General features: G+C 66.7%; 21 protein-coding genes. 15 read left to right on the forward strand and 6 right to left on the reverse strand.

Annotated elements, in window-relative coordinates:
• Positions 1–34 precede the first annotated feature (34 nt).
• The 11 genes from flgG to GGR40_RS07720 all read left to right on the forward strand — a co-directional run bounded on the left by flgG (position 35) and on the right by GGR40_RS07720 (position 9723).
• The gene (flgG, locus tag GGR40_RS07670) at positions 35–823 is read left to right on the forward strand and encodes a flagellar basal-body rod protein FlgG (protein ID WP_429275635.1); all 789 of its coding nucleotides are present in this window, start codon (positions 35–37) and stop codon (positions 821–823) included.
• 2 nt (positions 824–825) lie between these two features.
• Positions 826–1539, forward strand: a complete 714-nt coding sequence (locus tag GGR40_RS07675) for a flagellar basal body L-ring protein FlgH (RefSeq protein WP_429275636.1) — start codon at positions 826–828, stop codon at positions 1537–1539.
• On the forward strand, positions 1539–2651 hold the full coding sequence (locus GGR40_RS07680; RefSeq protein ID WP_429275637.1) for a flagellar basal body P-ring protein FlgI: 1113 nt from the start codon (positions 1539–1541) through the stop codon (positions 2649–2651). The genes GGR40_RS07675 and GGR40_RS07680 overlap by 1 nt, the downstream gene beginning before the upstream one ends.
• Positions 2648–3004 (forward strand): rod-binding protein, encoded by a 357-nt coding sequence (locus tag GGR40_RS07685; RefSeq protein WP_429275638.1) that lies wholly within the window; start codon positions 2648–2650, stop codon positions 3002–3004. Before GGR40_RS07680 ends, GGR40_RS07685 begins: the two co-directional genes overlap by 4 nt.
• A gap of 243 nt (positions 3005–3247) precedes the next feature.
• A complete protein-coding gene (gene flgK / locus GGR40_RS07690; protein WP_429275639.1) occupies positions 3248–4585 on the forward strand; it encodes a flagellar hook-associated protein FlgK in 1338 nt (445 codons plus the stop codon).
• 8 nt (positions 4586–4593) lie between these two features.
• Positions 4594–5511: a flagellin N-terminal helical domain-containing protein gene (locus tag GGR40_RS07695; protein ID WP_429275640.1), complete on the forward strand. Its 918-nt coding sequence runs from the start codon at positions 4594–4596 to the stop codon at positions 5509–5511.
• A gap of 101 nt (positions 5512–5612) precedes the next feature.
• The gene (gene motA / locus GGR40_RS07700; protein WP_429275641.1) at positions 5613–6476 is read left to right on the forward strand and encodes a flagellar motor stator protein MotA; all 864 of its coding nucleotides are present in this window, start codon (positions 5613–5615) and stop codon (positions 6474–6476) included.
• Positions 6477–6491: 15 nt separating this feature from the next.
• The gene (locus tag GGR40_RS07705; RefSeq protein ID WP_429275642.1) at positions 6492–7304 is read left to right on the forward strand and encodes a flagellar motor protein MotB; all 813 of its coding nucleotides are present in this window, start codon (positions 6492–6494) and stop codon (positions 7302–7304) included.
• Positions 7305–7483: 179 nt separating this feature from the next.
• Complete coding sequence (locus GGR40_RS07710; protein ID WP_429275643.1) at positions 7484–7681, forward strand: zinc-finger domain-containing protein; 198 nt, start codon at positions 7484–7486, stop codon at positions 7679–7681.
• Between the two features lie 42 nt (positions 7682–7723).
• Complete coding sequence (tldD, locus tag GGR40_RS07715; RefSeq protein WP_429275644.1) at positions 7724–9142, forward strand: metalloprotease TldD; 1419 nt, start codon at positions 7724–7726, stop codon at positions 9140–9142.
• Between the two features lie 173 nt (positions 9143–9315).
• Positions 9316–9723, forward strand: a complete 408-nt coding sequence (locus tag GGR40_RS07720; protein ID WP_429275645.1) for a hypothetical protein — start codon at positions 9316–9318, stop codon at positions 9721–9723.
• A gap of 62 nt (positions 9724–9785) precedes the next feature.
• Here the strand turns inward: GGR40_RS07720 and GGR40_RS07725 are convergent, their stop codons facing one another.
• Together GGR40_RS07725 and GGR40_RS07730 are read right to left on the reverse strand one after the other, a co-directional pair.
• Complete coding sequence (locus GGR40_RS07725) at positions 9786–11027, reverse strand: FAD-dependent monooxygenase (protein ID WP_429275646.1); 1242 nt, start codon at positions 11025–11027, stop codon at positions 9786–9788.
• Complete coding sequence (locus GGR40_RS07730; RefSeq protein ID WP_429275647.1) at positions 11024–12700, reverse strand: alkaline phosphatase family protein; 1677 nt, start codon at positions 12698–12700, stop codon at positions 11024–11026. Before GGR40_RS07730 ends, GGR40_RS07725 begins: the two co-directional genes overlap by 4 nt.
• 99 nt (positions 12701–12799) lie before the next feature.
• Between GGR40_RS07730 and GGR40_RS07735 the strand changes: the two genes are divergently transcribed.
• Positions 12800–14848 (forward strand): protein-disulfide reductase DsbD family protein, encoded by a 2049-nt coding sequence (locus GGR40_RS07735; RefSeq protein ID WP_429275648.1) that lies wholly within the window; start codon positions 12800–12802, stop codon positions 14846–14848.
• Positions 14849–14885: 37 nt separating this feature from the next.
• Here the strand turns inward: GGR40_RS07735 and GGR40_RS07740 are convergent, their stop codons facing one another.
• Genes GGR40_RS07740 through lgt form a run of 3 tightly spaced genes read right to left on the reverse strand, consistent with a single transcriptional unit; the run spans position 14886 to position 17325 of the window.
• Positions 14886–15386: a DUF2306 domain-containing protein gene (locus tag GGR40_RS07740; protein WP_429275649.1), complete on the reverse strand. Its 501-nt coding sequence runs from the start codon at positions 15384–15386 to the stop codon at positions 14886–14888.
• Positions 15386–16432 carry a class I SAM-dependent methyltransferase gene (locus tag GGR40_RS07745; protein WP_429275650.1) on the reverse strand — a complete coding sequence of 349 codons (1047 nt, stop codon included), beginning with the start codon at positions 16430–16432 and terminating at the stop codon, positions 15386–15388. Before GGR40_RS07745 ends, GGR40_RS07740 begins: the two co-directional genes overlap by 1 nt.
• The gene (lgt, locus tag GGR40_RS07750; protein ID WP_429275651.1) at positions 16432–17325 is read right to left on the reverse strand and encodes a prolipoprotein diacylglyceryl transferase; all 894 of its coding nucleotides are present in this window, start codon (positions 17323–17325) and stop codon (positions 16432–16434) included. The genes GGR40_RS07745 and lgt overlap by 1 nt, the downstream gene beginning before the upstream one ends.
• Before the next feature lie 136 nt (positions 17326–17461).
• Here lgt and GGR40_RS07755 point away from each other — a divergent pair, with 136 nt between their 5' ends.
• The 3 genes from GGR40_RS07755 (at position 17462) to GGR40_RS07765 (ending at position 22241) form a co-directional block, all read left to right on the forward strand.
• Positions 17462–20215: a [protein-PII] uridylyltransferase gene (locus tag GGR40_RS07755; protein ID WP_429275652.1), complete on the forward strand. Its 2754-nt coding sequence runs from the start codon at positions 17462–17464 to the stop codon at positions 20213–20215.
• Between the two features lie 80 nt (positions 20216–20295).
• Positions 20296–21465: a DUF3734 domain-containing protein gene (locus tag GGR40_RS07760; RefSeq protein ID WP_429275653.1), complete on the forward strand. Its 1170-nt coding sequence runs from the start codon at positions 20296–20298 to the stop codon at positions 21463–21465.
• Positions 21462–22241: a 3-hydroxybutyrate dehydrogenase gene (locus tag GGR40_RS07765; protein WP_429275654.1), complete on the forward strand. Its 780-nt coding sequence runs from the start codon at positions 21462–21464 to the stop codon at positions 22239–22241. The genes GGR40_RS07760 and GGR40_RS07765 overlap by 4 nt, the downstream gene beginning before the upstream one ends.
• 49 nt (positions 22242–22290) lie before the next feature.
• Here GGR40_RS07765 and GGR40_RS07770 read toward each other — a convergent pair whose 3' ends face one another.
• Positions 22291–23319, reverse strand: coding sequence for an aspartate-semialdehyde dehydrogenase (locus tag GGR40_RS07770; RefSeq protein ID WP_429275655.1), 1029 nt, complete (start codon positions 23317–23319; stop codon positions 22291–22293).
• Between the last annotated feature and the right edge of the window lie 126 nt (positions 23320–23445).

A 23445-nucleotide genomic window follows, 5' to 3' on the forward strand; every position in this document is an offset into this window, starting at 1 on the left:
GTCGCTGAACCTGACACACAGAGGATTTTGAACCATGCCCAGTTCCGCTCTTCAGGTCGCCCGCACCGGGCTTGAGGCACAGGATACGCGCATGCGCGTGATCGCCAACAATCTGGCGAACGTATCCACCACCTCGTTCAAGCGCGACCGCGCCAACTTCGCGACGCTGGCCTATCAGGACGCACGCGTGGCGGGCGCCCAGTCCTCCTCTGAGACCGTCTATGCCACCGGGCTGAACCTGGGCACCGGCGTTTCGGTCCAGTCCACCACGCGCATGGAGACGCAGGGGTCGCTGCAGACCACCGGCAATGCCTTCGACCTTGCGCTCGACGGCGACGGATACTTTCAGGTGCAGATGCCGGGCGGCCAGCTGGGCTATACCCGGGCGGGCAACTTCAGCCGCACGGCGGAGGGCCAGCTGGTGACCTCGCAGGGCTATCCGGTGCAGCCGGGCATCACCGTGCCCGAAGGCGCGACCTCCATCACCGTCTCGGACGACGGCACCGTCTCGGCCCAGCTGGCCGGGCAGTCGGAGCCGACGCAGCTGGGGCAGATCACCATCGCCAGTTTCACCAACCCGGTGGCGCTGCGTGCGGCCAGCGACAACTTCATGATGGAAACGGCAGGCAGCGGCCCCGCGCAGATCGGCATCGCCGGCGATCAGGGCCGCGGCCATATCCGGCAGGGCATGCTGGAAGCCTCCAACGTCAACGTGGTGGAGGAACTGGTCGACATGATCGAGACGCAGCGCGCCTACGAGATCAATTCCAAGATGATCTCCGCCGTGGACGAGATGCTACGCAACGCCAACCAGACGCTGTGACCATGATGTCGCGGCACCTTCGTTCCAGACTGCGCCCCAAGCTGCGTCTCGCGGCAGGAACCGCCGCGATCGCGGTGCTGTCCGTGTCGCCGGTGCCCGCACTGGCCAAGAAGGAACCGCGCCCCTCGGGCTTCGAGCCGACGCTGCCCATCGCCACCCCGGTCGCGCCCGTTGCGGCCAGCGGCAGCATCTTCGCGGCATCGGGCGGCTATGCGGCGCTCTATCAGGGCACCCGCGCAGCGCGCGTCGGCGATCCGCTAACGATCCTGCTGGTGGAAAGCACCAGTGCGTCGAAGTCGGTCAGCTCCAAGAGCGGCAAGAGCGGCTCGCTGGGCGTCACCCCGCCGACGCGGGGCATCATCTCGAAGTTGCTGAACGCCGATGCCCTGAAGGCCGGCTCCAATTCGTCGTTCAACGGACAGGGCAGCGCGGCGCAGACTTCCTCGCTCGACAGCACCCTGTCGGTGACGATCGCCGAAGTGCGCGCCAACGGCACCGCGCTGGTGCGGGGCGAAAAGCGGATGCTCATCAGCCAGGGCGACGAATGGGTGCGTTTTTCCGGCATCGTGCGGCTGGTGGACATCGATCAGGAAAACCGCATCGCGTCCGACCGCGTGGCCGACGCCCGCATCGAATACACCGGCAAGGGCGCGCTGCAGACCGCCAGCAAACAGGGCTGGCTGGGGCGCTTCTTCAACAGGATCTCGCCTTTCTGATGAGCACGCCCATCCGCCTTTCCCGATTGCTCGCCTTCGTGGCTCTGCTCCTCACCGCGCTCTCCAGCCCGGCTCACGCCGAGCGCGTCCGCGATCTCGGCCAGTTCCAAGGGGTGCGCACCAACCAACTCACCGGCTACGGCGTGGTGGTGGGCCTGCCCGGCACCGGCGACGACAACCTTGAATACGTGACGCAGGCGATGAAGGGCGTTTCGGGCCGCATGGGCCTGACCCTGCCGCCGGGCATCGCGCCGGGGCTGAAGAATGCCGCCGCGGTGATGATCACCGCCGACCTCCCCGCCTTCGCCAAGCCCGGCCAGCGCATCGACGTCACCGTCTCCACCATCGGCAAGGCCAAGTCCCTGCGTGGCGGCGCGCTGATCCTGACGCCGCTCTACGGCGCGGACGGCCAGATCTATGCCATGGCGCAGGGCAACCTTGCCGTCGGTGGGCTGGATGCATCAGGCAAGGACGGCTCCAAGGTTACCGTCAACATCCCCACGGTTGGCCGCATCGCCGAAGGGGCCAGCGTCGAACGCGCCGTCGCCACCGGCTTCGACGCGGGCGATACCCTGCGCTGGAACCTGTTCGTGGCTGATTTCCTCACCGCCGCGCGCGTGCGCGACGCCATCAACAGCCGTGTGCCCGGCATCGCCACGGTGGAGGACGGCGTCACTCTGGCGCTGCGCCTGCCGGGCGACCCCGACAGCCGCGCCAGCATGATGGCCGCGATCGAGATGATCGACGTGAACCCTGCGGAAACCGCCGCCCGCGTCATCGTCAACAGCCGCACCGGCACCGTCGTCATCAACTCCGCCGTGCGCCTCTCGCCCGCCGCCATCAGCCACGGCAAGCTGACCGTCCGGGTCGAGGAGAACGACCGCGTGTCCCAGCCCGGCCCGTTCAGCAACGGCCGCACCGCCGTGGAGAACCGCTCCAACGTCTCGGTAGAGGAGGAAAACCGCGCGGTCGCGCTGTTCAGGGGCGGCGCATCGCTGTCCAAAGTGGTCGACGCGCTGAACATGCTGGGCGTCACTCCATCCGATCTGGTGGCGATTCTGGAAGCGCTGAAACAGGCAGGCGCGCTCAAGGCGGAAATGGTGATCATATGAGCGGCATCCTCCCCACCGCGCCGGGCATGACCGTCAAGGCCGACCAGACCGACCGCGAAAAGCTGCACACCGTCGCCAAGCAGTTCGAGGCCGTGTTCCTGCGCGAAATGCTGGGCGCCGCGCGCAAGACCAGCTTCTCGGGCGATGGCGGCGCGGGCGACATCTCGGGCGGTCAGGGCATGGACACCTTCCGCCAGCTGCAGCAGGAACACTTCGCCGACGCTGCCGCCGACAGCGGCGCCATAGGCCTCGCCAAAGTGCTGGAAGAACAGATGGCGCGGTTCGTGAGCGGTCCTTCGAAAAGCTCGGGACAAGCAAGCGCCGAGCCGGACGCGAGCACAAAGGCCAAGTGACCTCTCCCCTTCCCACCCCGTCACCCTGAACTTGTTTCAGGGTCCATTCGGCCGAGAGCGCCGGTGTTCGAGGCCCCAACGTTAACGGGCGGCTGGTGACGTGACGGGTCTGGACACGCTGCCCGATGGACCCTGAAACAAGTTCAGCGTGACGCGGGCCAGATGTGGGCCCCCCTTTAACCCCACGCCGTCCTGCCGTTCTACCAGCTGAACCCTGAAACCAACGGAAAACCGCACCAAGCCATGGCATCCGACCTTCTCTCGATCGGCAAATCCGGCGCCCGCGTAGCCCGCGCCGCGCTGGAAGTGACGTCGAACAACATCGCGAACGCATCGACGGAAGGCTATGTGCGCCGTTCGGTCGCGGTGTCGGAAGTGGCCAGCGGGGTCAGCCTTACCACGCCCAGCGCCATCAACCTGTCAGGCGCGCGGATCACCGGGATCGTGCGCAACGCCGATACTTTCCGCCAGGCCGAAGTGCGCCGCACCGGCTCGGACGCCGCCCGCGCCGCCGCCGAAGTTCAGGGGCTGGAAAACGTCGAGGCCGCGCTGGAAAAAACCGGCGTCTACGATTCGATCGTATCCTTCGAAGGCAGCCTGAAGCAGTTGCTGTCCGACCCCACCGACGGCTCCCTGCGCGCGCAGGTGGTCGAGGATGCGCGGACCATGGCGCAGACCTTCAACACCGCCGCCCAAAGCCTCGATTCAGCGGCAAAGGGCCTCCAGTTCGAAGCGAAGGACGGCGTCGATCAGATCAACACCACCGCAGGCGAACTGGCCCGCGTGAACCTGCGCCTGATGCGTGCACCCGATGCATCGAGCGACCAGAGCGCCCTGCTCGACCAGCGCGACGCCCTGCTCCAGAAGCTGAGCGGCCAGGCGGACATCACCACCACGATCAACCCCGACAAGACCGTCTCGGTCATGCTCGGCGGGCCTACCGGATCGGCGCTGGTCTCGGGCACGACTGCCAACACGCTGGCGATGAGCACGTCCGCCAGCGGCACGCTGAATTTCACCGTCGGCAGCCAGCCGGTGACGCTCAGTTCCGGCGCGATCGCGGGCAAGGCACAGGCGCTGGTGGAACTGTCCAGCGCGCGCACCGCGCTGAACGGGATCGCCGCGAACATCGCGACCACCATCAACACCGGGCAAGCCGGCGGGGTGGATCTGCAGGGCAATCCCGGCCAGCCGCTGTTCTCGGGCACCGACGCCGCCAGCCTGAAAATGGTGGCAGGCGGCGGCAGCGCCATCGCCACCGCGCCCGCCGGTGCCCCCGCCAACAGCCGCGACGTCGGCAACCTCACCGCAATGCGCGCCGCTTTCGATGCGGCGGATCCGGCGGGCAGGATGGACACGCTGCTGTTCACCGTCTCCAGCGCGGTTGCGGGCCGCACCGTCACGCGCGACGCGCTCGACACCATCGCCAGCAGCGCAAAGGTCGCCCTGCAAAGCCAGGCCGGCGTCAACCTCGACGACGAGGCGGTGAACCTCATGCGCTACCAGCAGGCCTATCAGGCCTCGGCGCGCGTCATGCAGGTCGCCTCCGACCTGTTCGATTCCATCCTCGGCATCAGGTGAGGCCCACGATGAGTTCCATCACGACCAGCACCGGCGCCTTCTTCGAAAGGTCGCGTTCGGACATCAAGGGGCTGCGCGCGCAAGCCGAAAGCCTGCAATCGCAACTGTCGAGCGGCAACAAGCTGGACCGGTCGTCGGACAATCCGGTTGCGGCGTCGCGGCTGCGTGCGCTGGCGCGCATGGATTCCCTTTCGAAGATCGACACCGCCAATGCCGACCGCGCCGCAGCCGACCTGTCGCTGGCCGGTGGCACCATGTCGGACATGGCCGACGCCGTGATCCGCGCGCGGGAACTGGCGACGCAGGCCGCCTCCTCCACCCTGACGGCAGACCAGCGCAAGGCGATTGCCGCGGAACTGGACCAGCTTCACGGCAACATGCTGTCGCTGGCGAACGCCCGCGATTCGAACGGCCACGCCCTGTTCGGTGGCGAAGCTGCGGGCGACGCCTACAAGCTCGATGCCACCGGCAAGGCCACATACATCGGCACCGCGCAGGTCGATGAACTGCCGCTGGGCGAAGGGCAGCACGTCACCCGTTCGATGACCGGGCCGCAGTTCCTGACCTTCACCGACAAAAACGGCAACGCCACCGATGTGATGGCCACCGTCCAGGCGCTGTCCGACGCGCTCAAGGCGGGGCCGGGCACGGCTGCGGCGAACGACGCGCTGGGCAACCTGCAGACCGGGCTGGACACGCTGACCACTGCGCAGACGGTGATCGGCAGCCGGCAGAACTGGATCGACCTGACCACCGATCGGCGCACCGACCTGTCCGAACTGCGCTCGTCCGAAGAGGCGGCCATCGGCGGCGCCGACCTCGCCACCACGATGACCCGGCTGCAGGAAACGCTGACCGTGCTGGAGGCCAGCCAGGCCAGCTTCACCCGGTTGTCGAGCCTGTCGCTGTTCGATCAGCTGCGCTGACAGGCGGAAGACAAGGAGAGATACCTCCAAATCCGCTCAGGCTGGGCTTGTCGAAGCTCCCTCCGACGGCAACCATCGTCACCGAGATCCCGGAGTAGTTCATGTTCGCAATCATCGGCATCGTCATCCTGCTGGTGATGGTCTTCGGCGGCTTCGCACTGACCGGCGGCGCGCTCGGCCCGGTGATGCACGCGATCCCGCACGAAATGCTGATCATCGGCGGCGCTGCCATCGGTGCGATCGTCACCGGCAACTCGATGCATGAACTGAAGGGCATCGGCAGCGGCTTCGTGAAGGTGTTCAAGGGTCCGAAGCACAACAGGCAGGACCACATCGACGCGATCATCCTGACCGCGCGCCTGATGAAGATGCTGCGCACCGAAGGACCGGTGGCGCTGGAAAGCCATGTCTCCGATCCCAAATCGTCCGCCATCTTTGCGGAATTTCCCCGCCTGCTCGCCAACGATGCGCTGGTGCATGTCATCGCGGATACGCTGACGCTGATCGTCGTCTCCTCGGGCACGCTGGAAGTCCACGCGGTTGAGGACGTGATCGATAACGGGCTGAAGACCCATTTTCACGAAAGCCACGAAGCGCAGCACGCGCTGCAGGGGCTGGCCGATGCGCTGCCCGCGCTGGGCATCGTTGCAGCGGTGCTGGGCGTGGTGAAAACGATGGGCTCCATCGACAAGCCGCCCTCTATCCTGGGCGCGATGATCGGCTCGGCGCTTGTCGGCACGTTCATGGGCGTGCTGCTGGCCTACGGCATGGTCGCGCCGATGGCGGGCCGCCTGAAACAGGTGCTGGAACAGGACGAGCAAATCTTCCACGCGGTCAAGCAGGTCATCATCGCCTCCCTGCACGGCTGGCCGCAGCCGCTGGTGGTGGAAAGCGCGCGGTCTGGCCTGGGCCACGCCTTCCGCCCCAGCCTTTCGGAACTGCTCGACGCGATGCGCGGCAAGTGACGGGGAGCCGGTAAGATGGCGAAGAAGCCGGACGAACCCGTCCGCCCCATCATCGTCAAGAAAGTCACCGTCGTCGCCGGCGGCCATCACGGCGGCGCGTGGAAAGTCGCCTATGCCGACTTCGTGACTGCGATGATGGCCTTCTTCCTGCTGCTGTGGATTCTGGGCGCGACCACCGAAAAGCAGCGCAAGGGCATTGCCGACTATTTCTCGCCCACGCTGGTCAAGAACCGCAAGTCCGGCTCCGGGTCGGGCACCGGGCTGCTCGGCGGAACGTCACTGACCGCGCAGGACAAGCTGCCTCACCCCGGCGGCAGCGGCAACAAGGCCATTACCATACCGCGCGACACCACCGGTGGCCCCAAGGAAGGGGCAAAGCGCGCCCGTGAACAGGTGCAGAAGAAGCTCAACTCCACGCAGCGCCTGCGCCGTCTGGCCCGGCAGGTCCGCATGGTGGACACCACCGAAGGCATCCGTATCGATCTGGTCGACGACGCCAATTTCTCGATGTTCCGCATGGGCACCACCATCCTCACCGCCGAGGCGACGGACCTGCTGACCGCGCTGGGCCAGGCGCTGGAGGAAGGCGACGGCGGACTGACGGTGCGCGGCCACACCGATGCCCTGCCTTACAAGCCGGGCATCGTCGGCAACAACTGGTCGCTCTCCGCCGGTCGCGCCGAAGCCACGCGACAGGCTTTGATGCGCGACGGCATCGCCGAAGACCGCTTCCGCCGCATCGAAGGCGTGGCCGACCGCGAGCTTCTGATCCCCGCCGACCCCCACGATCCGCGCAACCGGCGCATCTCCGTCACGCTGATGAATTGAGAGTTCGTCGTCCCGGACTTGATCCGGGACCGCTGGCCGTGAACAGCCCATCATGCGACGGCGCTGCAACGCCGCACCTGAAGACCGTCAGCGGTCCCGGATCAAGTCCGGGACGACAAGCGTTCATCCCCTAAATCCATCTGGAAATCGCCGTCCACCCTTGGTATCCGGGGAACACCATGACCAACGCTCCCGAAACCGTTTTCACCGATTCCCATCGCGTTTCCTGCGACGGGGCGACCGACATTCCAGGCGGCGCTGCCCTTGGCCACCCCCGCGTTTGGCTGGAGATCGACGAGAAGGGCTACGTCGAGTGCGGATACTGCGATCGCCGTTTCGTCCTGAACGGTGGACCGGCAGACCAGAAAGCGGCCTGATCCGGCCTTTCGCGCGGGGCTAATGCCGCCTATATCGGTGGCATGACGATCATCGACCCGCGCTCGCTCCTCTACACCCAGCTTTCGCCCGAAGAGGCGCAGGCGCTGGCTGCCGAAACGCTGAAGTCCTGCGAGGACGGCGAACTGTTCATGCAGTTCGTGGCGAGCGAGGCGTTCGGCTTCGATGACGGGCGGCTCAAGACCGCCGACTATTCGCGCGACGCAGGTTTTGGCCTGCGCGGCGTTTCGGGCGAGATGACCGGCTTCGCCCATGCCAACGAGATTTCCGCCGCCGCCATCCGCCGCGCCGGAGAGACGCTGCGCCTGCTGGACCCCGCCACCGGCTTGCGCCCCGCTCCGCCGCAACGCACCAACGCCAAACTTTACACCGACGCCTCGCCGCTGGACCTCGTGCCCTTTGCGGAAAAGGTGCGCCTGCTGGAGACGATCGACGCTGCCGCCCGCGCCCGCGATCCGCGCGTCTCGCAAGTCAGCGCCAGCATCTCAGGATCGTGGTCAGTGGTCGAGATCGTCCGCCCTGACGGCTATATCGCCACCGATGTGCGCCCGCTGGTGCGGCTCAACGTCTCGATCGTGGCGGAAAGCAACGGTCGGCGCGAAACCGGATCGTTCGGCATGGGTGGCCGCTTCCTCTACGACGACCTGTTCAAGCCCGAAAACTGGAACGAGGGCATCGATCAGGCGCTGGCCACGGCGCTGGTGAATCTGGAAAGCGTGGAGGCCCCTGCCGGGGAGTTCCCCATTCTGCTCGGCCCCGGCTGGCCCGGCGTGATCCTGCACGAAGCCATCGGCCACGGTCTGGAAGGCGATTTCAACCGCAAGGGCACGTCGGCCTTCTCCGGTCGTATCGGCGAACGGGTGGCCGCACCCGGCGTCACCATCGTCGACGACGGCTCGATCCCCGGCCGCCGCGGTTCGCTCACCATCGACGACGAGGGCACGCCCACGCGCGAAACGGTGCTGATCGAGGACGGCATCCTCAAGGGCTACATGCAGGACCGCCTCAACGCGCGGCTGATGGGCGTGGAGCCTACCGGCAACGGCCGCCGCGAGAATTACGCCCACGCCCCGCAGGTCCGCATGACCAACACCTTCATGAAGGCGGGCAACGACGATCCGGCGGAATTGCTGGCGGGCATGAAGAAGGGCATCTTCGCCAAGAACTTCGGCGGCGGCCAGGTCGATATCGTCTCGGGCAAGTTCGTGTTTTCCTGCACCGAGGCCTACATGGTCGAGGACGGCAAGCTGGGCGCTCCGATCAAGGGCGCGACGCTGATCGGCGACGGGCCTTCGGTGCTGACCCGGGTGAAGGGCATCGGCAACGACCTGGAACTCGATCGCGGAGTGGGCGTCTGCGGCAAGGGCGGGCAGAGCGTTCCTGCCGGCGTCGGACAGCCAACGCTGCTTATCGACGGGCTGACGGTGGGCGGCACGGCGTGACGGTCAACGTGGGGGCGGCGGCTCCGGCCAGCTCTGCCTGAGCAAAATCCGGCAGCATCTGCCTACTTCCATTCATGTTGAGTTCGTCGCTGGCATCAGCGGTCAGCGCCGGTTCAGACGAATCGTGCCATATGGACGATCGACGCGGGGTGCGTTGATTAAGGACCAAGGCCATGAAGAAGTTTGCGATCGCCGCGACGCTTGCCGTCGCTTCGCTGCTTGCCATGCCTGCCGCAGACGCCCGCACCAGGCTGACCGGGGAGCAACAGCTTTCCAAGATGCTGGACGGGCGCGAAGCCGGCAAGCCGGTAAGCTGCATCCCCTATTCCCAGACGCAGAACGCGACCGTAATCGACAAGACGGCGATCGTCTATCGCGTGGGCGGTACGCTGTACGTGAACCGCCCCGTCAATGCCGATCGGCTGGACGACGACGACGTGATGGTGACCAAGCTCTACACGTCACAGCTGTGCCGTCTCGACACCGTCCAGTTGCATGACCGGACCGCCAATTTCATGTGGAACGGGTTCGTCGGACTGCAGGATTTCGTGCCGTACAAGAAGGTCGCTTCGGCGAACTGACCGCATTCGGGTCGCACCGAAAGAAGGCGGCCGGGGGTAGCCCCGGCCGCCTTCTGCCATTATCAGGCCTGAAGCAGATCCGGCAGCTTGCCCGACATGCCCCGCGCCTCGTCCATGAAGAAGCGCTTGAGCAGCGGCGTGCGCTGCACCGCGCCCATGCCCAGGCGGCGCACGGCGCTGGCAGTGCGCCCGGGGACGCCGAACAGCCGCGTCAGGCCGTCCGTTGCGGCCATGACCATCGCGGTATCCAGGCTGCGCCACTTTTCGTAGCGCGCCAGCATCTGCGCGTCGCCCGGCTCAAGTCCAAGGCGCATGCCTTCCACCAGCACTTCGACCAGCGCGCCCACGTCGCGCAGGCCAAGGTTCAGCCCCTGCCCGGCGATGGGATGCATGCCGTGCGCGGCATCGCCGATCACGGCCAGCCGTTCTTCCACCACGCGCCCAGCGTGATGGAAGCGCAAGGGATAGCTCATGCGCGGGGCGGACAGCTCGATCTTGCCGAACACGCCGTGCATCCGTTCGAAGACTTCGTTCACGAACATCGCATCCGGCATGGCGATGACCCCGGCGGCGTCCTTTTCCGCCACGGTCCACACCAGCGCGCTGCGATGGTGACCCTGCGCATCGTCCAGCAGCGGCAGCAGCGCGAACGGTCCTGCCGGGTAGAAGATCTCCCAGGCAGTGTTGCCGTGGGGCTTTTCGTGGAACAGCCCGGTCACGAAGGCGCGGTGGTTGTATTCCCACTTCGCCAGCGCAAAGCCAGCCTCGTCGCGCGTGGGAGACTGGCGCCCCTCCGCCGCGACCAGCAGCGAACCCACGATCACCCGCCCGTCCGACAGTTCGACCGTGACTCCGTGAGGCCCGCGATCCTTGCGAACGGCTTCGGTGCGGACGTGCCAGGCGATGTGGGGTTCTTCGCGCGCGGCGTCGAACAGGGCGATGCGCAAGTCGCGGTTGGCGAACATGCGGCCCAGCGTGCCCTCTTCGGGTTTGGGCGTGAAGTCGATCCGGCCCGGCTTCATGCCATCCGTCACGGCGATGGAGGCGATGGGGCAGCCCAGCTTCTCCAGCCGGGGCGCCAGGCCGATGTTGGTGAACAGGTTCCAGCTGGCCGTCGAGATCGCCGAGGCGCGCCCATCCGCGCCTTCCGCCACCAGATCGGCAGGGTCGGCGCGGTCGATCACATGGGCGGTGATCCCGGCGCGGGCGGCGGCCAGCGCCAGCGTCATGCCGACGAGGCCGCCGCCCAGGATGATCAGGTCGCGTCTTTCGGGCGCTGCACTAACGATATTCGAGTCGCTCATCGCGAGCAGCTATCGGCCTCCCCGGCGTAGATGTCGAGGCACCTTCCATCCCACGTGCCCGCCGGTTCGCTCAGGCCGACCAGCGCGGCCAGCGTCGGCGCGATGTCCACCGTCTCGACCGGCTGCGGCTGTTCCATCGTGGTCAGCCCCTTGCGCCAGAACAGCATCGGTACGCGGCGGTCGTAGTCCCACGGGCTGCCATGGGTGGCCGCAGAGCCGGGACGCGGAGCCACGCCGGGCACGACCGCCCGCTTCGTCATCATCAGCACTTCGCCCGAGCGGCCCGGCACGAAGGATGCGGCGACCCGCTCGATCAGGGTCCAGTCCTGCGGGTGGCCGGCGGGAACCTTGACCCGCGCCAGTTCATCGGCGGTGTAGGCGCCTGCGATCTGCGGATTGGCTTTCAATTGCGCCACCAGCGTGGCGATAACCTTCTTGCGCTGCGCCACGCTCAACCCCGCGTTCAGCCAGATATCGCCGGAACTGCCCGCGCCGTACAGCAGCGGGCCGTCCTTGACGGTGACGCCCGCAGCCTTCGACACCGACGCCGAAAGAGCCTCTGCCGTCAACGAGGGATCGAGGCGGCTGGCTTCGGGCACGCCCTGCTGGCGCAGGCGTTCGGGCGCATCGATGCCGCCGTGGTCGGCGCTGAGCACCACCGCATAGTCGATCCCGCGCGCGTCCAGTGCCGCAAGCAGGCGGCCTATCGTCGCATCAAGCACGTTCTGCTGGATGCACATCTCCACGCCCTCGGTGCCATAGGCGTGGCCGACCTTGTCGTTGGCGGAATAGCTGACGGAGAGCACGTCGGGCACGTCGTCCTTGCCCAGCGGCATCTCGTCCAGCAGGCGGATCGCCATGTCTGTGGTCGCATCGTCCACGCGCGGGCCGTTCAGCCAGCTCTTGTAGTCGCCCGCCTTGTTGGCGAAGCGGAACGTGCCGACGGAGAAGGGGCCAAGGTTCACCGCGTGATCGTAAGGCGCGCACCAGCCGGGCGCGGGCAGGTCTCCCGCCCCCGCCTCTACCGCCTTTGCGATCGCGGCGTTCTGCGCCACGGCGGCGGGCGACAGCTTGCGGTCGTCATACGTGACGAAGCCTTTGCCCTTGATCCAGTAGGCCGCATCGGACGTGTGCCCGCTCATCATCACCACCGCACGGTCCTTGGCGGAGACGGCGACGTTCAGCGTGGCGGGGTTCTTCGCCTTGAGCAGATCGCCCAGCGTCGGTGCCTTGAGGTGGACCGGGCTGATGACCGAATCCTCCGAGCTGCTGTTCGGATTGCTTTCGTCTTCCGAGCAGTAGACCTTCTTGTCCTTGCGTCCGATGCCGGGGACGTACCAGTCGTTCGCCAGAATGCCGGTGCGGTTCGGGTGCACGCCGGTCAGCAGCGTGGAGTGCCCGGGGCACGTTTCCGTCGCGGCGTGCGACTGGAAGCCGGACGGGAAGACCGCGCCCTGCAGCAGCCGCGCCATGCCCTTGGAATAGCGTTCGCGATACTGCTGGAACAGGTCGGAAGAGAACTGGTCGACGGAAATCGCGACGATCAGCTTCGGGGGCGTCTGAGGCGTGGCGGCGGCAGGCGCGGCGGGGGCCGGAGCGGCGTCCTGCGCGAAAGCGGGCGCAGCGGTGCCGAGCGCGAGGGAAACGACAAGCGAGGTCAGCGGCAGGCGCATCGGGGGAAGGTTCCTTGAAAAGTCCGTGCGTTGGATGCAGATGCTTGGATGACGGGATCGCCGACCGGGCGCAAGAGTCACCAAACACCACGGAGCACCATGCAAGAGCGCCGCTACCGACTGCTTGTGACAGTCCTGTGTCACATCATGATGCTTGTGGGAGCCGCTGTCGCGCTCTCCTCCCCCGCCCGCGCGGCGCCGTCGCACATCGCGGCGGAACTGGTGGCCGGGCCGGTGAAGGATGGTCCCGCAGATCAACGAACGGTTACGCTGGCGATCCGCATGACGCCAGAGGCCGGGTGGCACGGCTACTGGCTCAATCCCGGTGACGCGGGTCTTGGCATGCAGCTGTCGTGGGATTTGCCCGCAGGCGTGAAGACCGGCGAGCCGCGCTATCCGGTGCCCCGCACGCTAGTGGTGCAGGGGCTGATGAACCATGTGTACGAGCATGAATATGCCGTGCTGGTCCCGGTCACCCTGCCTGCTGCAGGTGGGCGAGTACCAGTGCGGGTAAAGGCGCAGTGGCTGGCCTGCACCGAACAGATCTGCGTGCCGGAGCGCGCCGAACTTGCGACCGAGATCGTGCCCGGCGCTCCCCATGATCCGCGCTTCGATACGTGGACGCAGGCCCTGCCCGCTCCGCTCGATGCGCCCGCTGCCTTTGCGCTGGACGCCAGGGAGCTGCGGCTGGCGATCCCCCTGCCCGCTTCGGTGCCGCTGGCCGCACCGCACCTGTTCGTGCAGCAGGACAAGCTGGTGAACTATGCCGCGCCCCAGGCCTTTGCCCGCAAGGGCGATATGCTGCTGGTGACGATCCCGCGCGCGCAGTTCGCCGCGCAGGACGCCCGAACCCTGGACGCCGTGCTGCGGCTCGACGACGCGGGCAACGGCATCGCGTTGTCGGCACGGCCCGGCACCGTGCCGGCGGGCGGCACGCTGATCGCGGGTTCCGGCTCCGCAGCGCCTGAACTGCCCGCGCTGCCGTGGCTGCTGCTGGCGGCGCTGGCGGGCGGGTTGCTGCTGAACGTGATGCCCTGCGTCTTCCCAATCCTGTCGCTGAAGGCGCTCAGCCTGGCCCGCGCCGGGGAGAGCGAGCGCCATGCCCGGATCGAAGGGCTGGCCTATTCGGCGGGCGTCATCGTCGCCTGCATGGCCCTTGGCGCGGTGCTGCTGGCGCTGCGGGCCGGGGGCGAGCAGGTGGGCTGGGCGTTCCAGTTGCAGGAGCCCGCGGTCGTCGTGGCGCTGTTCGCCCTGTCGGTGGCGATCACCGCCAATCTGCTGGGCCTGTTCGAATTCGCGGTACCCGGCTTTGCCACCGAAGGTTCGCCGCAGGGCGCCTTCGCCACCGGGCTGCTAGCGGCCTTCGTCGCCACACCCTGCACCGGGCCGTTCATGGCGAGCGCGATGGGCGCGGCGCTGCTGCTGCCGGTGGTGCCCGCGATGGCGCTGTTCGCCACGCTGGGCCTTGGCATCGCGCTGCCGTTCCTGGCGGTCGCCTTCATCCCCGCCCTGCGCGCGCGTCTGCCGCGCCCCGGCAAGTGGATGGTCACCTTCCGCCGCGTGATGGCGGTGCCGATGGCGCTCACCGCCGCAGCGCTGGCATGGCTGGTGTGGCGCGTGGGAGGAACCGCCGCGCTGACTTACGTGCTGGCGCTGGCCGCCGTGCTGCTGGCGCTGCTGGGGCTGGCGGGCCGGGCGCAGCGGCGGGGCAACCGCGCCCTGATGCCGGCATGTGCCGCGCTGGGCGTTCTGGCTCTAGGCGTCCTGACGATGCCCGACCCGCAGCCGCAGCCGGCAGAGGCGGCGGACTCGATCATCAAGACCACGCCCTTCTCGCCCGAAGCGCTGGCAAAGGCGCGCGGTAGCGGCAAGCCGGTCTTCGTATGGATGACCGCCGACTGGTGCCTCAGCTGCAAGGTCAACGAAGCCGCTGCCATCGAGCGAGAGGATACGAAGGTCGCTTTCGACAAGGCCGGCGTCGTGGTCCTGCGCGGCGACTGGACGCGGCGCGATCCCGTCATCACCCGCTACCTCACTGAACAGGGCGCGGCCGGGGTGCCGCTGTACGTATGGTACGGCCGTGACGGCAGGGCAGAGACGCTGCCGCAAGTGCTGACGCCGGATTTGCTGGCGAGCAAGGCGAGGTAACGTCTCCCCGGATCAATCCGGGGGACGACGGCCTCGCTCAGCTGAACAGCCAGTGGCCCAGCAGGCGATCGAACGGAAACGTGAAGAATCCCGCGATCAGCAGCGCGCCGATGATCAGGCCGCGCACCGTCCGGCGGTGGCGCGCCACGTTGCCGCGCCGGGCCGCCTGAACCAGTATCGGCACCATCACGATGGTGAACACCGAGAGGATGTGAATCAGGCTGAACTGGCCGGGCTGCGTGGTCACGAACAGGCTGTCGACGGCGGTCAGGAACATGGCTGCCGCCCAGGCATAGCCGAAAACGCGGTGGCCCGGCGTGCCGCGCGGCTTCCACAGCAGGACCGGCGTCAGCCCCAGCGCGACGACGATGGTGAACAGGTGCAACCAGATCACGCCCGGAATGTGCGACCATTCCGCCCGCCCCCTGACCACTGCCACGGCGACGAAGCCCAGCATCACCAGCGACAGGCCGCCCAGCGCCCTTTCCAGCCGATCGGGAGCGATCGAGCGGGCGGGCTTTCGTAATACGGCTTCCATCAGAAGCCGGCGCCGTCCGGCCAGCCTTGCGCGGCCAGCCCCATGACCTTGAACAATTCCCCCATTTGCCCCTCGTCGATCAGTCGATCCCTGTCGGCGTTTATGGCAGAAGATTGCTGAGGCGCAACGGTACAAAGCTGCGCCGCCCGCGTTTCGATCCCCAATGCGCGCAGGAACGACCCTTGCGTAACCGTGCCCAGATGGCGGGCGCCGCCGGCGACCGCGACTTCGGCGGCGGTAGTGAAATCGACCAGGCAGGTGAGGTCGGCCTCTCCGGGCATCGCGAAGGGATCGACCTTGCTGTGCGCCCGGATCGCCTGAAGCGTGGAGCCGGTGCGTTTTTGCACGTAGCCGTAGTCGATCAGCAGCGCCGCACCGCCCTGCCCGGTCAGACGGCGGGCAATCTCGTCCACGACGGCGGCGGCGCCAGGACAGGTCTCGATCAGGGTCTGCTCGGGCGCGTCCTGCAGGTGATCCGGCACGGCGGCGTCCATCGGCCGGTCGCCCGCAACGGGCACGAACCGGTGCCCTTCAAGGCCGACCATGCGTTCGCGCCAGCCCTGTGCGGTCTTGACCATCTGGCGCACCGGCAGGGCATCGAGGAACTCGTTGCCGACGACCAGCAGCGGTGCATCGGTGGGCAGGCTGCCCAGATCTTCATGCCAGCGGGCATCGGGCACCAGCCCGGCCTGGACGCCGCGCAGCGCGACAGAGCCTTCGACCAGATGGACCTGCGGGTTCAGGCCCTGCCTGCGCATGACCCGCAGCGCATCGCGCGCCAGCGTGCCGCGACCGGGGCCGAGTTCGACGTAGTGGACCGTCTCGGGCGCACCGGCGCGCATCCAGATGTCGGCCAGCCACAGGCCGATCATCTCGCCGAACATCTGGCTGATTTCCGGCGCAGTGACGAAATCGCCGCCGCCGCCAAGCGGATCCTTGCCCGAATAATACCGGGCGTTCGATTCGCCCATGTATTGCTGGAGCGAGATCGGCCCGTAACTGGCGATCAGCCGCCGGAAGACGGCCGAAAGCGATTCCTGCGTCATCAGGTGATCTCGATCGGGCGCCGCGTCGAGAGTTCGGGCTTGGTCAGCGCGCGGCCGATCAGGAACAGGCCGAGCAGGATCAGCGGGATCGTCAGCCACTGGCCCATCGACAGGCCGGTGGCTTCGGCGAAGCGCTGCAGCTGTGCGTCGGGCTCGCGGAAGAATTCGACGATGAAGCGCGCCGACGCAATGCCGGTGGTGAACACGCCGACCAGCAGGCCGGGGCGATAGCGGGCGCGCGTCTTCCAGTAGAGGGTGAGCATGACGACGATCATCAGCAGCCCTTCGAGGCCCGCTTCGTACAGCTGGCTGGGATGACGCGGCAACGGGCCCGCATCGGGGAAGACCATCGCCCAGGGCAGCGGGCCGGAGACGACGCGGCCCCACAGCTCACCGTTGACGAAGTTGGCCAGCCGCCCGAACAGCATCCCGAACGGCACGCAGACCGAGATGAAGTCCGCCACCCGGATCAGGCTCAGCTGGTTGCGCCATGACACCCACGCCATCGCCAGGATCACGCCGATCAGGCCACCGTGGAAGCTCATGCCGCCGTGCCACAGCTTCACCAGCTCGGCGGGATGCGCCCACAGGCTGGGAATGTCGGAACTGCCGCCGGTGTAGAACGTGGCATAGCCAAGGCGTCCGCCCAGAATGATGCCGATGGTGCAGTAGAAGAACAGATCGTCGGCATGGCGCTGCGCCATCGGCGCGCCGGGCTGCCGGATCATGCGCGAAAGATGCCAGTATCCCAGCACGATGCCCGCCAGATAGGCCAGCGAGTACCAGCGCAGTTCGAAACTGCCGAGGCGGAACAGGTAGTTCTTGAGGCCGAGGTTGACCCAGTAGATGGGCTCTGGCGCCTCTGCGGCGGCGGCAAGCAGTGTCAGGGACAAGTGGGGAACCTCGTGTGCTTCGTCGGGCGGCCTTCTGGCATAGGCCGCAGCACGATGGTAGCCGGGTTTTCACTTTCGTGCGCTACGCCGTTGTGATGCTTTCCCTTGGCGGGAGCAGTCACTAGATCAGGGTACCATGAGCAGCGTCATCCGAATCCCCCACCCCCGCTCCGTCATCGACCGTCGCCAGCTGGTCGCGCAGATCGAGGCCGTGGTGGCGGATCAGGGCGCCACCAAGGGCCGCAAGACGATCGTCGAGCTGCTCCGCGCCGCACTGGACGACGGGCGGGCGGAGATCGCCCGGCGACTGGTGGAGAAACCCTCTGCCGGCCATGAAGTGGCGGAGGCGCAGGCCTTCCTGACGGACCAGCTGCTGCGGGTCATCCACGATCACATCGTCGCCAACGTCTACCCGGCGGGCAACCGGTCCAAGGGCGAACGGCTGACGATCATGGCGGTCGGCGGCTATGGCCGCGGCGAGATGGCGCCCCATTCGGACGTCGACGTCGCCTTCCTGACCCCGATCAAGCAGACCCCGTGGTGCGAGCAGGTGATCGAGGCGATGCTCTACTTCCTGTGGGATCTGTCGCTTAAGATCGGCCATTCCAGCCGTTCTCTGGACGACATGGTCCGCATGTCGAAGTCGGACCTGACGATCCGCACCGCCATGCTCGAAGGCCGCTACGTCTGGGGCGATCAGGACTTGTACGAGGAAGCCCGCGCCCGCTTCAACAAAGACGTGGTGTCCGGCACCGAACGCCAGTTCGTGGTTGAAAAGCTGGCCGAGCGCGAGGAACGCCACAAACGCATGGGCGACAGCCGCTACGTCGTCGAACCCAATGTGAAGGAGGGCAAGGGCGGCCTGCGCGATCTGCACACCCTCTACTGGATCGGCAAGTACATCAACAAGGTCCGCACACCCGCCGAACTGGTCGACGCGGGACTGCTAACGTCCAAGGAGTACCGCAATTTCCGCCGCGCGGAGAACTTCTTCTGGGCGGTGCGCTGCCACCTGCACACCATCACCCGCCGCGCCGAGGACCGGCTGACCTTCGACCTGCAGCGCGAAGTGGCGTCGCGGATGAACTTCTCCGACCGCCCCGGCAAGAGCGCGGTGGAGCGGTTCATGCAGATGTTCTTCCTGCAGGCCAAAGTCGTCGGCAACCTGACGGGCGTGTTCCTGGCCCAGCTGGACGAACAGTTCGCCAAGCGCCAGCCGCGCGGGCTGCTGGCGGGCTTCCGCGCCAAGGAGCGCATCTTCAAGGGCTACAAGGTGTTCGGCGGCCGCCTGCGCGCACCAACCGACGACTGGTTCGAGAACGATCCCGTCCGCCTGATCGAGATTTTCGTGCTGGCCGAGCGCGAGGGGTTGGAAATCCACCCCGAAACGCTGCGCCTCATATCGCGCGACGCCGCGCTGATCCGCGACGAGGTGCGCCACGACAAGCGCGCCAACGACCTGTTCATGGAACTGCTTACCAGCCGCCGGAACCCCGAAGTGGCGCTGCGCAGCTTCAACGAGGCGGGAGTCTTCGGCCGCTTCGTCACCGAGTTCGGACGCGTCAACGCGCAGATGCAGTTCGACATGTACCACCACTACACCGTGGACGAACACACCATCCGCGCCATCGGCCTCGTCTCGCGCATAGAGAAGGGGGAACTGATCCAGGACCACCCACTCAGCCACGAGATCATCCACAAGCTGCGTTCGCGCCGGGCGCTCTACGTGGCGGTGCTGCTGCATGACATCGCCAAGGGCCGCAAGGGCGACCACTCCATCCTGGGTGCCGACATCGCGCTGAAGCTGTGCCCGCGCTTCGGGCTGGACGAGGAGGAGACCGAGCTGGTGTCATGGCTGGTACGCCACCACCTGCTGCTGTCGGCCACGGCAATGAAGCGCGACTTGTCGGACGGCAAGACCATCGCCGATTTCGTGGAAGTGGTGCAGTCGGTCGATCGCCTGCGCCAGCTGACGGTGCTTACGATCGTCGACATCCGCGCGGTCGGCCCCGGCACCTGGAATTCGTGGAAGCGCCAGCTGATCGCCACGCTCTACGGCGCGGCGGAAGAACGCCTGCGCCTGGGCCACGCAGAATTCGGGCGTCCGAAGCGGGTCGAGGCAAAGAAGGCCGCCGTCGAAGCGATGGGCGCGGAATATCCCGACCTCATCGAGAACATCGGCGGCATCCTGGCCGATGCCTACTGGATCGCCGAGCCGGAGGACGTGATCTCGCGCAACCTGCTGCAGTTGCAGGCGTCCGAGGACGAACCGCTGTCGATCTCGACCGAATACTACCCGGCGCGCGGGGCGACGCTGGTGACGGTGATCGCGTCCGACCATCCGGGCCTGTTCTATCGCATCGCCGGGGGCATCCACCTTGCGGGCGGCAACATCATCGACGCACGCATTCACACCACCCGCACCGGACGCGCGGTCGACAATTTCCTGGTGCAGGATCCGCTGGGCCGGCCCTTCATGGAATACGGCCAGCTGCGCCGTCTGGAACTGACGATCGAGAACGCGCTGGCCAACCGCATCAAGATCCTGCCGCAACTGGTCGCCAAGCCGGACGCCCGCCCCCGCGCCGACGCTTTCGAAGTGCGCCCGCGCGTCCTGTTCGACAACAAGGCTTCGAACCGGTTCACCGTGGTGGAGATCAACGCCCGCGACCGCCCGGCCCTGCTCAACCGGCTAGCCCATGCCCTTTTCGAATCGAAGCTGATGGTCCACTCCGCCCACATCGCCACTTATGGAGAGCGGGCGGCGGACACGTTCTACGTCACCGACCTGCTGGGCGAGAAGATCTCCGCCGCCCCGCGCATCAAGACCATCGAGCGCCGCCTGCTGGAAGCGGCCAGCGAGACGTCGCTGGAGGAAGCGATGGCGTGAGGCAAAAAGCGGATTGAAAGGAACCTTGATCCACCCCACATGTTGCAGTGCAACAGGTTCCTCTCACACAGGATGGCGCCATGAACGCACCTGATCCCGATCCCCAATCCGTACTCGTGCTGCAGGGCGGCGGAGCGCTTGGCGCCTATCAGGCTGGCGTGTACGAAGCACTGGCCGCGCGCGACATCGCCCCCGACTGGGTGGCGGGCATATCCATCGGCGCAATCAATGCCGCGCTGATCGCTGGCAACGCCCCACAGGACCGCATCCCCGCGCTCCGCAGGTTCTGGCACGGCATCAGCCGCGAACTCCAGTACCGGCTGGACGAGCCGACTGGGTTTGCCCGCCGCGCCTTCAACGAATGGTCGGCACAGTACGCCGCCACGGTCGGGCTGCCCGGCTTCTTCACTCCGCGCTGGCCGATGCCGATGCCCGAATGGCCCAACCACCTGTCGCGGCTGAGCTATTACGACACCACGCCGCTGCGCCAGACCCTGCTGGACCTTGTCGACTTCGACCGGTTGAACCGCGCCGAAACCCGCTTCAGCGTCGGCGCGGTCAACATGCTCAAGGGCAACTTCGCCTATTTCGACAATACCGAGCGGACCATCGGGCCGGAGCACATCATGGCCAGCGGCGCCCTGCCGCCGGGCTTTCCGCCGGTGGAGATCGACGGCGAATGGTACTGGGACGGCGGCCTAGTCTCCAACACGCCGCTGCAATACGTGCTCGACAAGCGATCCTTGCGCGAAATGAACGTCTATCAGGTGGACCTGTTCTCGTCCCGCGGGATCGTGCCCACTTCGATGGCCGACATCGCCCAGCGCGAAAAGGACATCCGTTATTCCAGCCGCACCCGGCTCAACACCGACATGTCCAAGGCACTGCAGAAGACCCGCGCCGCGGCCAAGCGACTTGCCCGCAAGCTGCCCGAGGAGTTCCAGGACGATCCCGATCTGGCCCGCCTGCTCGATTGCCGACCGGCTGGCGCGGTGGCGGTGATGCACCTCATCAACCGGGCGCACGGGTATGAAACGAACTCCAAGGACTACGAGTTCTCGCGCCTCACCATCGACGAGCACTGGCACTGCGGCCAGCAGGACGCCGAGCATTCGCTGCGCCATCCGGACTGGGTGAACCGCGACGTCAGCCCGGACGAGATCATCACCTTCGACCTTTCGGGCGACCGGCCTAACGAACGTCTGCAGCGTCCGCTTGCCTCGAACGACACCACGGGAGAATTCGCATGAAGCTGAAGGACAAGGTCTGCATCGTCACCGGCGCCGCCAGCGGTATCGGCAAGGCCATCGCCGATATCTACGCGGGCCAGGGCGGCAAGGTGGTGATTGCGGACCTCAACCTGGAAGCCGCGCAGAAGGCCGCCGACGACATCGTCGCCAATGGCGGCACTGCGATTGCCGTGGCAATGGACGTCACCAGCGAGGAGCAGGTGAACGCAGGGATCGCCAAAGTGGTGGAAACCTGGGGCGCGATCGACGTGCTGGTGTCCAACGCGGGCATCCAGATCGTCAATCCGGTGGAGAACTACGCCTTTTCCGACTGGAAGAAGATGCTGGCGATCCACCTCGACGGTGCCTTCCTGACGTCGAAGGCGGTTCTGCCGCACATGTACGCCGCCGGGTCCGGCTCGATCATCTTCATGGGCTCGGTCCACTCCAAGGAAGCCAGCCCACTGAAAAGCGCCTACGTCACGGCGAAGCACGGGTTGCTGGGCCTGTCGCGCGTGATCGCCAAGGAAGGCGGCAAGAAAGGCGTGCGCACCAACGTGATCTGCCCCGGCTTCGTGCGTACCCCGCTGGTCGACAAGCAGATCCCCGAGCAGGCGAAGGAACTGAACATTCCCGAAGAGGAAGTGATCAGCCGCGTGATGCTGGGCGGCACCGTGGACAGCGAATTCACGACCGTTGCGGACATCGCCGAAGTTGCGCTGTTCTTCGCCAGCTTCCCGACCAATGCGCTGACCGGCCAGTCGCTGATCGCCAGCCACGGCTGGTTCATGGAATAAGTTCAGGCGAATGGGCGCGCATCGGCTACAATGCGCGCCCTTCGTTACTTCAGCCGATCAGCGCTTCGGCGATCTGCACCGCATTCAGCGCCGCGCCCTTGCGCAGGTTGTCGTTGGACAGGAACAGCGCCAGGCCGTTCTCCACGCCCGGATCCTTGCGCACGCGGCCCACGAAGACCGGATCCTTCCCGGTGGCTTCCAGCGGGTTGGGCACTTCGGCCACCACCACGCCGGGCGCCTGCCCCAGCAATTCCAGCGCGCGTTCGACGCTGACGGGGCGCTCGAACTCGGCATTGATCGACAGCGAGTGGCCGGTGAACACAGGCACGCGCACACAGGTGCCGGACACCGGCAGACCGGGGATTTCCAGGATCTTGCGGCTCTCGTCGCGCAGCTTGATCTCTTCCTCGGTGTAGCCGTCCTCGGCATAGACATAGTTTAGCGGCACGACGTTGTGCGCCATCGGCACCGCCCACTTCTTCGCTTCGGGCAGCAGCGGCGCGGTGTCGCCAGAGGCCAGTTCGCGGGTACGGTCACCCACGTGCTCGATCTGGCTGGCCAGCACCTCGATACCTTCGAGCCCGCCGCCCGATACCGCTTGGTAGGTGGAGACGATCAGGCGCTTCAGACCGGCTTCGTCATGCAGCGGGCGCAGCACCGGCATCGCGGCCATCGTGGTGCAGTTGGGATTGGCGACGATGCCCTTGGGCAGGTTAGCCAGCGCGTGCGGGTTCACTTCTGCCACCACCAGCGGCACCTCAGGGTCGGACCGGAATGCGGAGGAGTTGTCGATCACGATGGCGCCTGCAGCCGCAGCCTTGGGCGCCAGTTCCTTGGCGGTGGAGCCACCGGCGGAAAACAGCACCACGTCCAGCCCGGCAAAGTCAGCGGTCGCCGCATCTTCCACCACCACGCCGTCGATCTCCTTGCCCGCCGAACGGGCCGAGGCGAACAGGCGCAACGTGGCCACCGGGAAATTGCGCTCTGCAAGGATTTCGCGGATCATCGTGCCGACCAGCCCGGTCGCGCCGACGACGCCGACGTTGAGCTGCTGACCGGGTGCGAACTTATGTGCCATGACCTATGCGTCTCCTACTTCATATGAAGCAGCGCGAGGGTCTGTGTTTTCCTTGAAGAGAACCCCGCCTGCTGGTGCGGGGTGAGTGTCCGGTTTGTGCCTGTTCAGATCACGCACACCGCCGAC

The sequence above is a fragment of the Novosphingobium gossypii genome (genome assembly GCF_050433305.1).
In the GTDB taxonomy this organism is placed as follows: Bacteria; Pseudomonadota; Alphaproteobacteria; order Sphingomonadales; family Sphingomonadaceae; genus Novosphingobium; species Novosphingobium gossypii.

Bases quoted from the DNA above. Each gene is read 5' to 3' on its own strand.
- flgG (WP_429275635.1), top strand. From the start codon at position 35: ATGCCCAGTTCCGCTCTTCAGGTCGCCCGCACCGGGCTTGAGGCACAG.
- GGR40_RS07675 (WP_429275636.1), top strand. From the start codon at position 826: ATGATGTCGCGGCACCTTCGTTCCAGACTGCGCCCCAAGCTGCGTCTC.
- GGR40_RS07680 (WP_429275637.1), top strand. From the start codon at position 1,539: ATGAGCACGCCCATCCGCCTTTCCCGATTGCTCGCCTTCGTGGCTCTG.
- GGR40_RS07685 (WP_429275638.1), top strand. From the start codon at position 2,648: ATGAGCGGCATCCTCCCCACCGCGCCGGGCATGACCGTCAAGGCCGAC.
- flgK (WP_429275639.1), top strand. From the start codon at position 3,248: ATGGCATCCGACCTTCTCTCGATCGGCAAATCCGGCGCCCGCGTAGCC.
- GGR40_RS07695 (WP_429275640.1), top strand. From the start codon at position 4,594: ATGAGTTCCATCACGACCAGCACCGGCGCCTTCTTCGAAAGGTCGCGT.
- motA (WP_429275641.1), top strand. From the start codon at position 5,613: ATGTTCGCAATCATCGGCATCGTCATCCTGCTGGTGATGGTCTTCGGC.
- GGR40_RS07705 (WP_429275642.1), top strand. From the start codon at position 6,492: ATGGCGAAGAAGCCGGACGAACCCGTCCGCCCCATCATCGTCAAGAAA.
- GGR40_RS07710 (WP_429275643.1), top strand. From the start codon at position 7,484: ATGACCAACGCTCCCGAAACCGTTTTCACCGATTCCCATCGCGTTTCC.
- tldD (WP_429275644.1), top strand. From the start codon at position 7,724: ATGACGATCATCGACCCGCGCTCGCTCCTCTACACCCAGCTTTCGCCC.
- GGR40_RS07720 (WP_429275645.1), top strand. From the start codon at position 9,316: ATGAAGAAGTTTGCGATCGCCGCGACGCTTGCCGTCGCTTCGCTGCTT.
- GGR40_RS07725 (WP_429275646.1), bottom strand. From the start codon at position 11,027: ATGAGCGACTCGAATATCGTTAGTGCAGCGCCCGAAAGACGCGACCTG.
- GGR40_RS07730 (WP_429275647.1), bottom strand. From the start codon at position 12,700: ATGCGCCTGCCGCTGACCTCGCTTGTCGTTTCCCTCGCGCTCGGCACC.
- GGR40_RS07735 (WP_429275648.1), top strand. From the start codon at position 12,800: ATGCAAGAGCGCCGCTACCGACTGCTTGTGACAGTCCTGTGTCACATC.
- GGR40_RS07740 (WP_429275649.1), bottom strand. From the start codon at position 15,386: ATGGAAGCCGTATTACGAAAGCCCGCCCGCTCGATCGCTCCCGATCGG.
- GGR40_RS07745 (WP_429275650.1), bottom strand. From the start codon at position 16,432: ATGACGCAGGAATCGCTTTCGGCCGTCTTCCGGCGGCTGATCGCCAGT.
- GGR40_RS07755 (WP_429275652.1), top strand. From the start codon at position 17,462: ATGAGCAGCGTCATCCGAATCCCCCACCCCCGCTCCGTCATCGACCGT.
- GGR40_RS07760 (WP_429275653.1), top strand. From the start codon at position 20,296: ATGAACGCACCTGATCCCGATCCCCAATCCGTACTCGTGCTGCAGGGC.
- GGR40_RS07765 (WP_429275654.1), top strand. From the start codon at position 21,462: ATGAAGCTGAAGGACAAGGTCTGCATCGTCACCGGCGCCGCCAGCGGT.
- GGR40_RS07770 (WP_429275655.1), bottom strand. From the start codon at position 23,319: ATGGCACATAAGTTCGCACCCGGTCAGCAGCTCAACGTCGGCGTCGTC.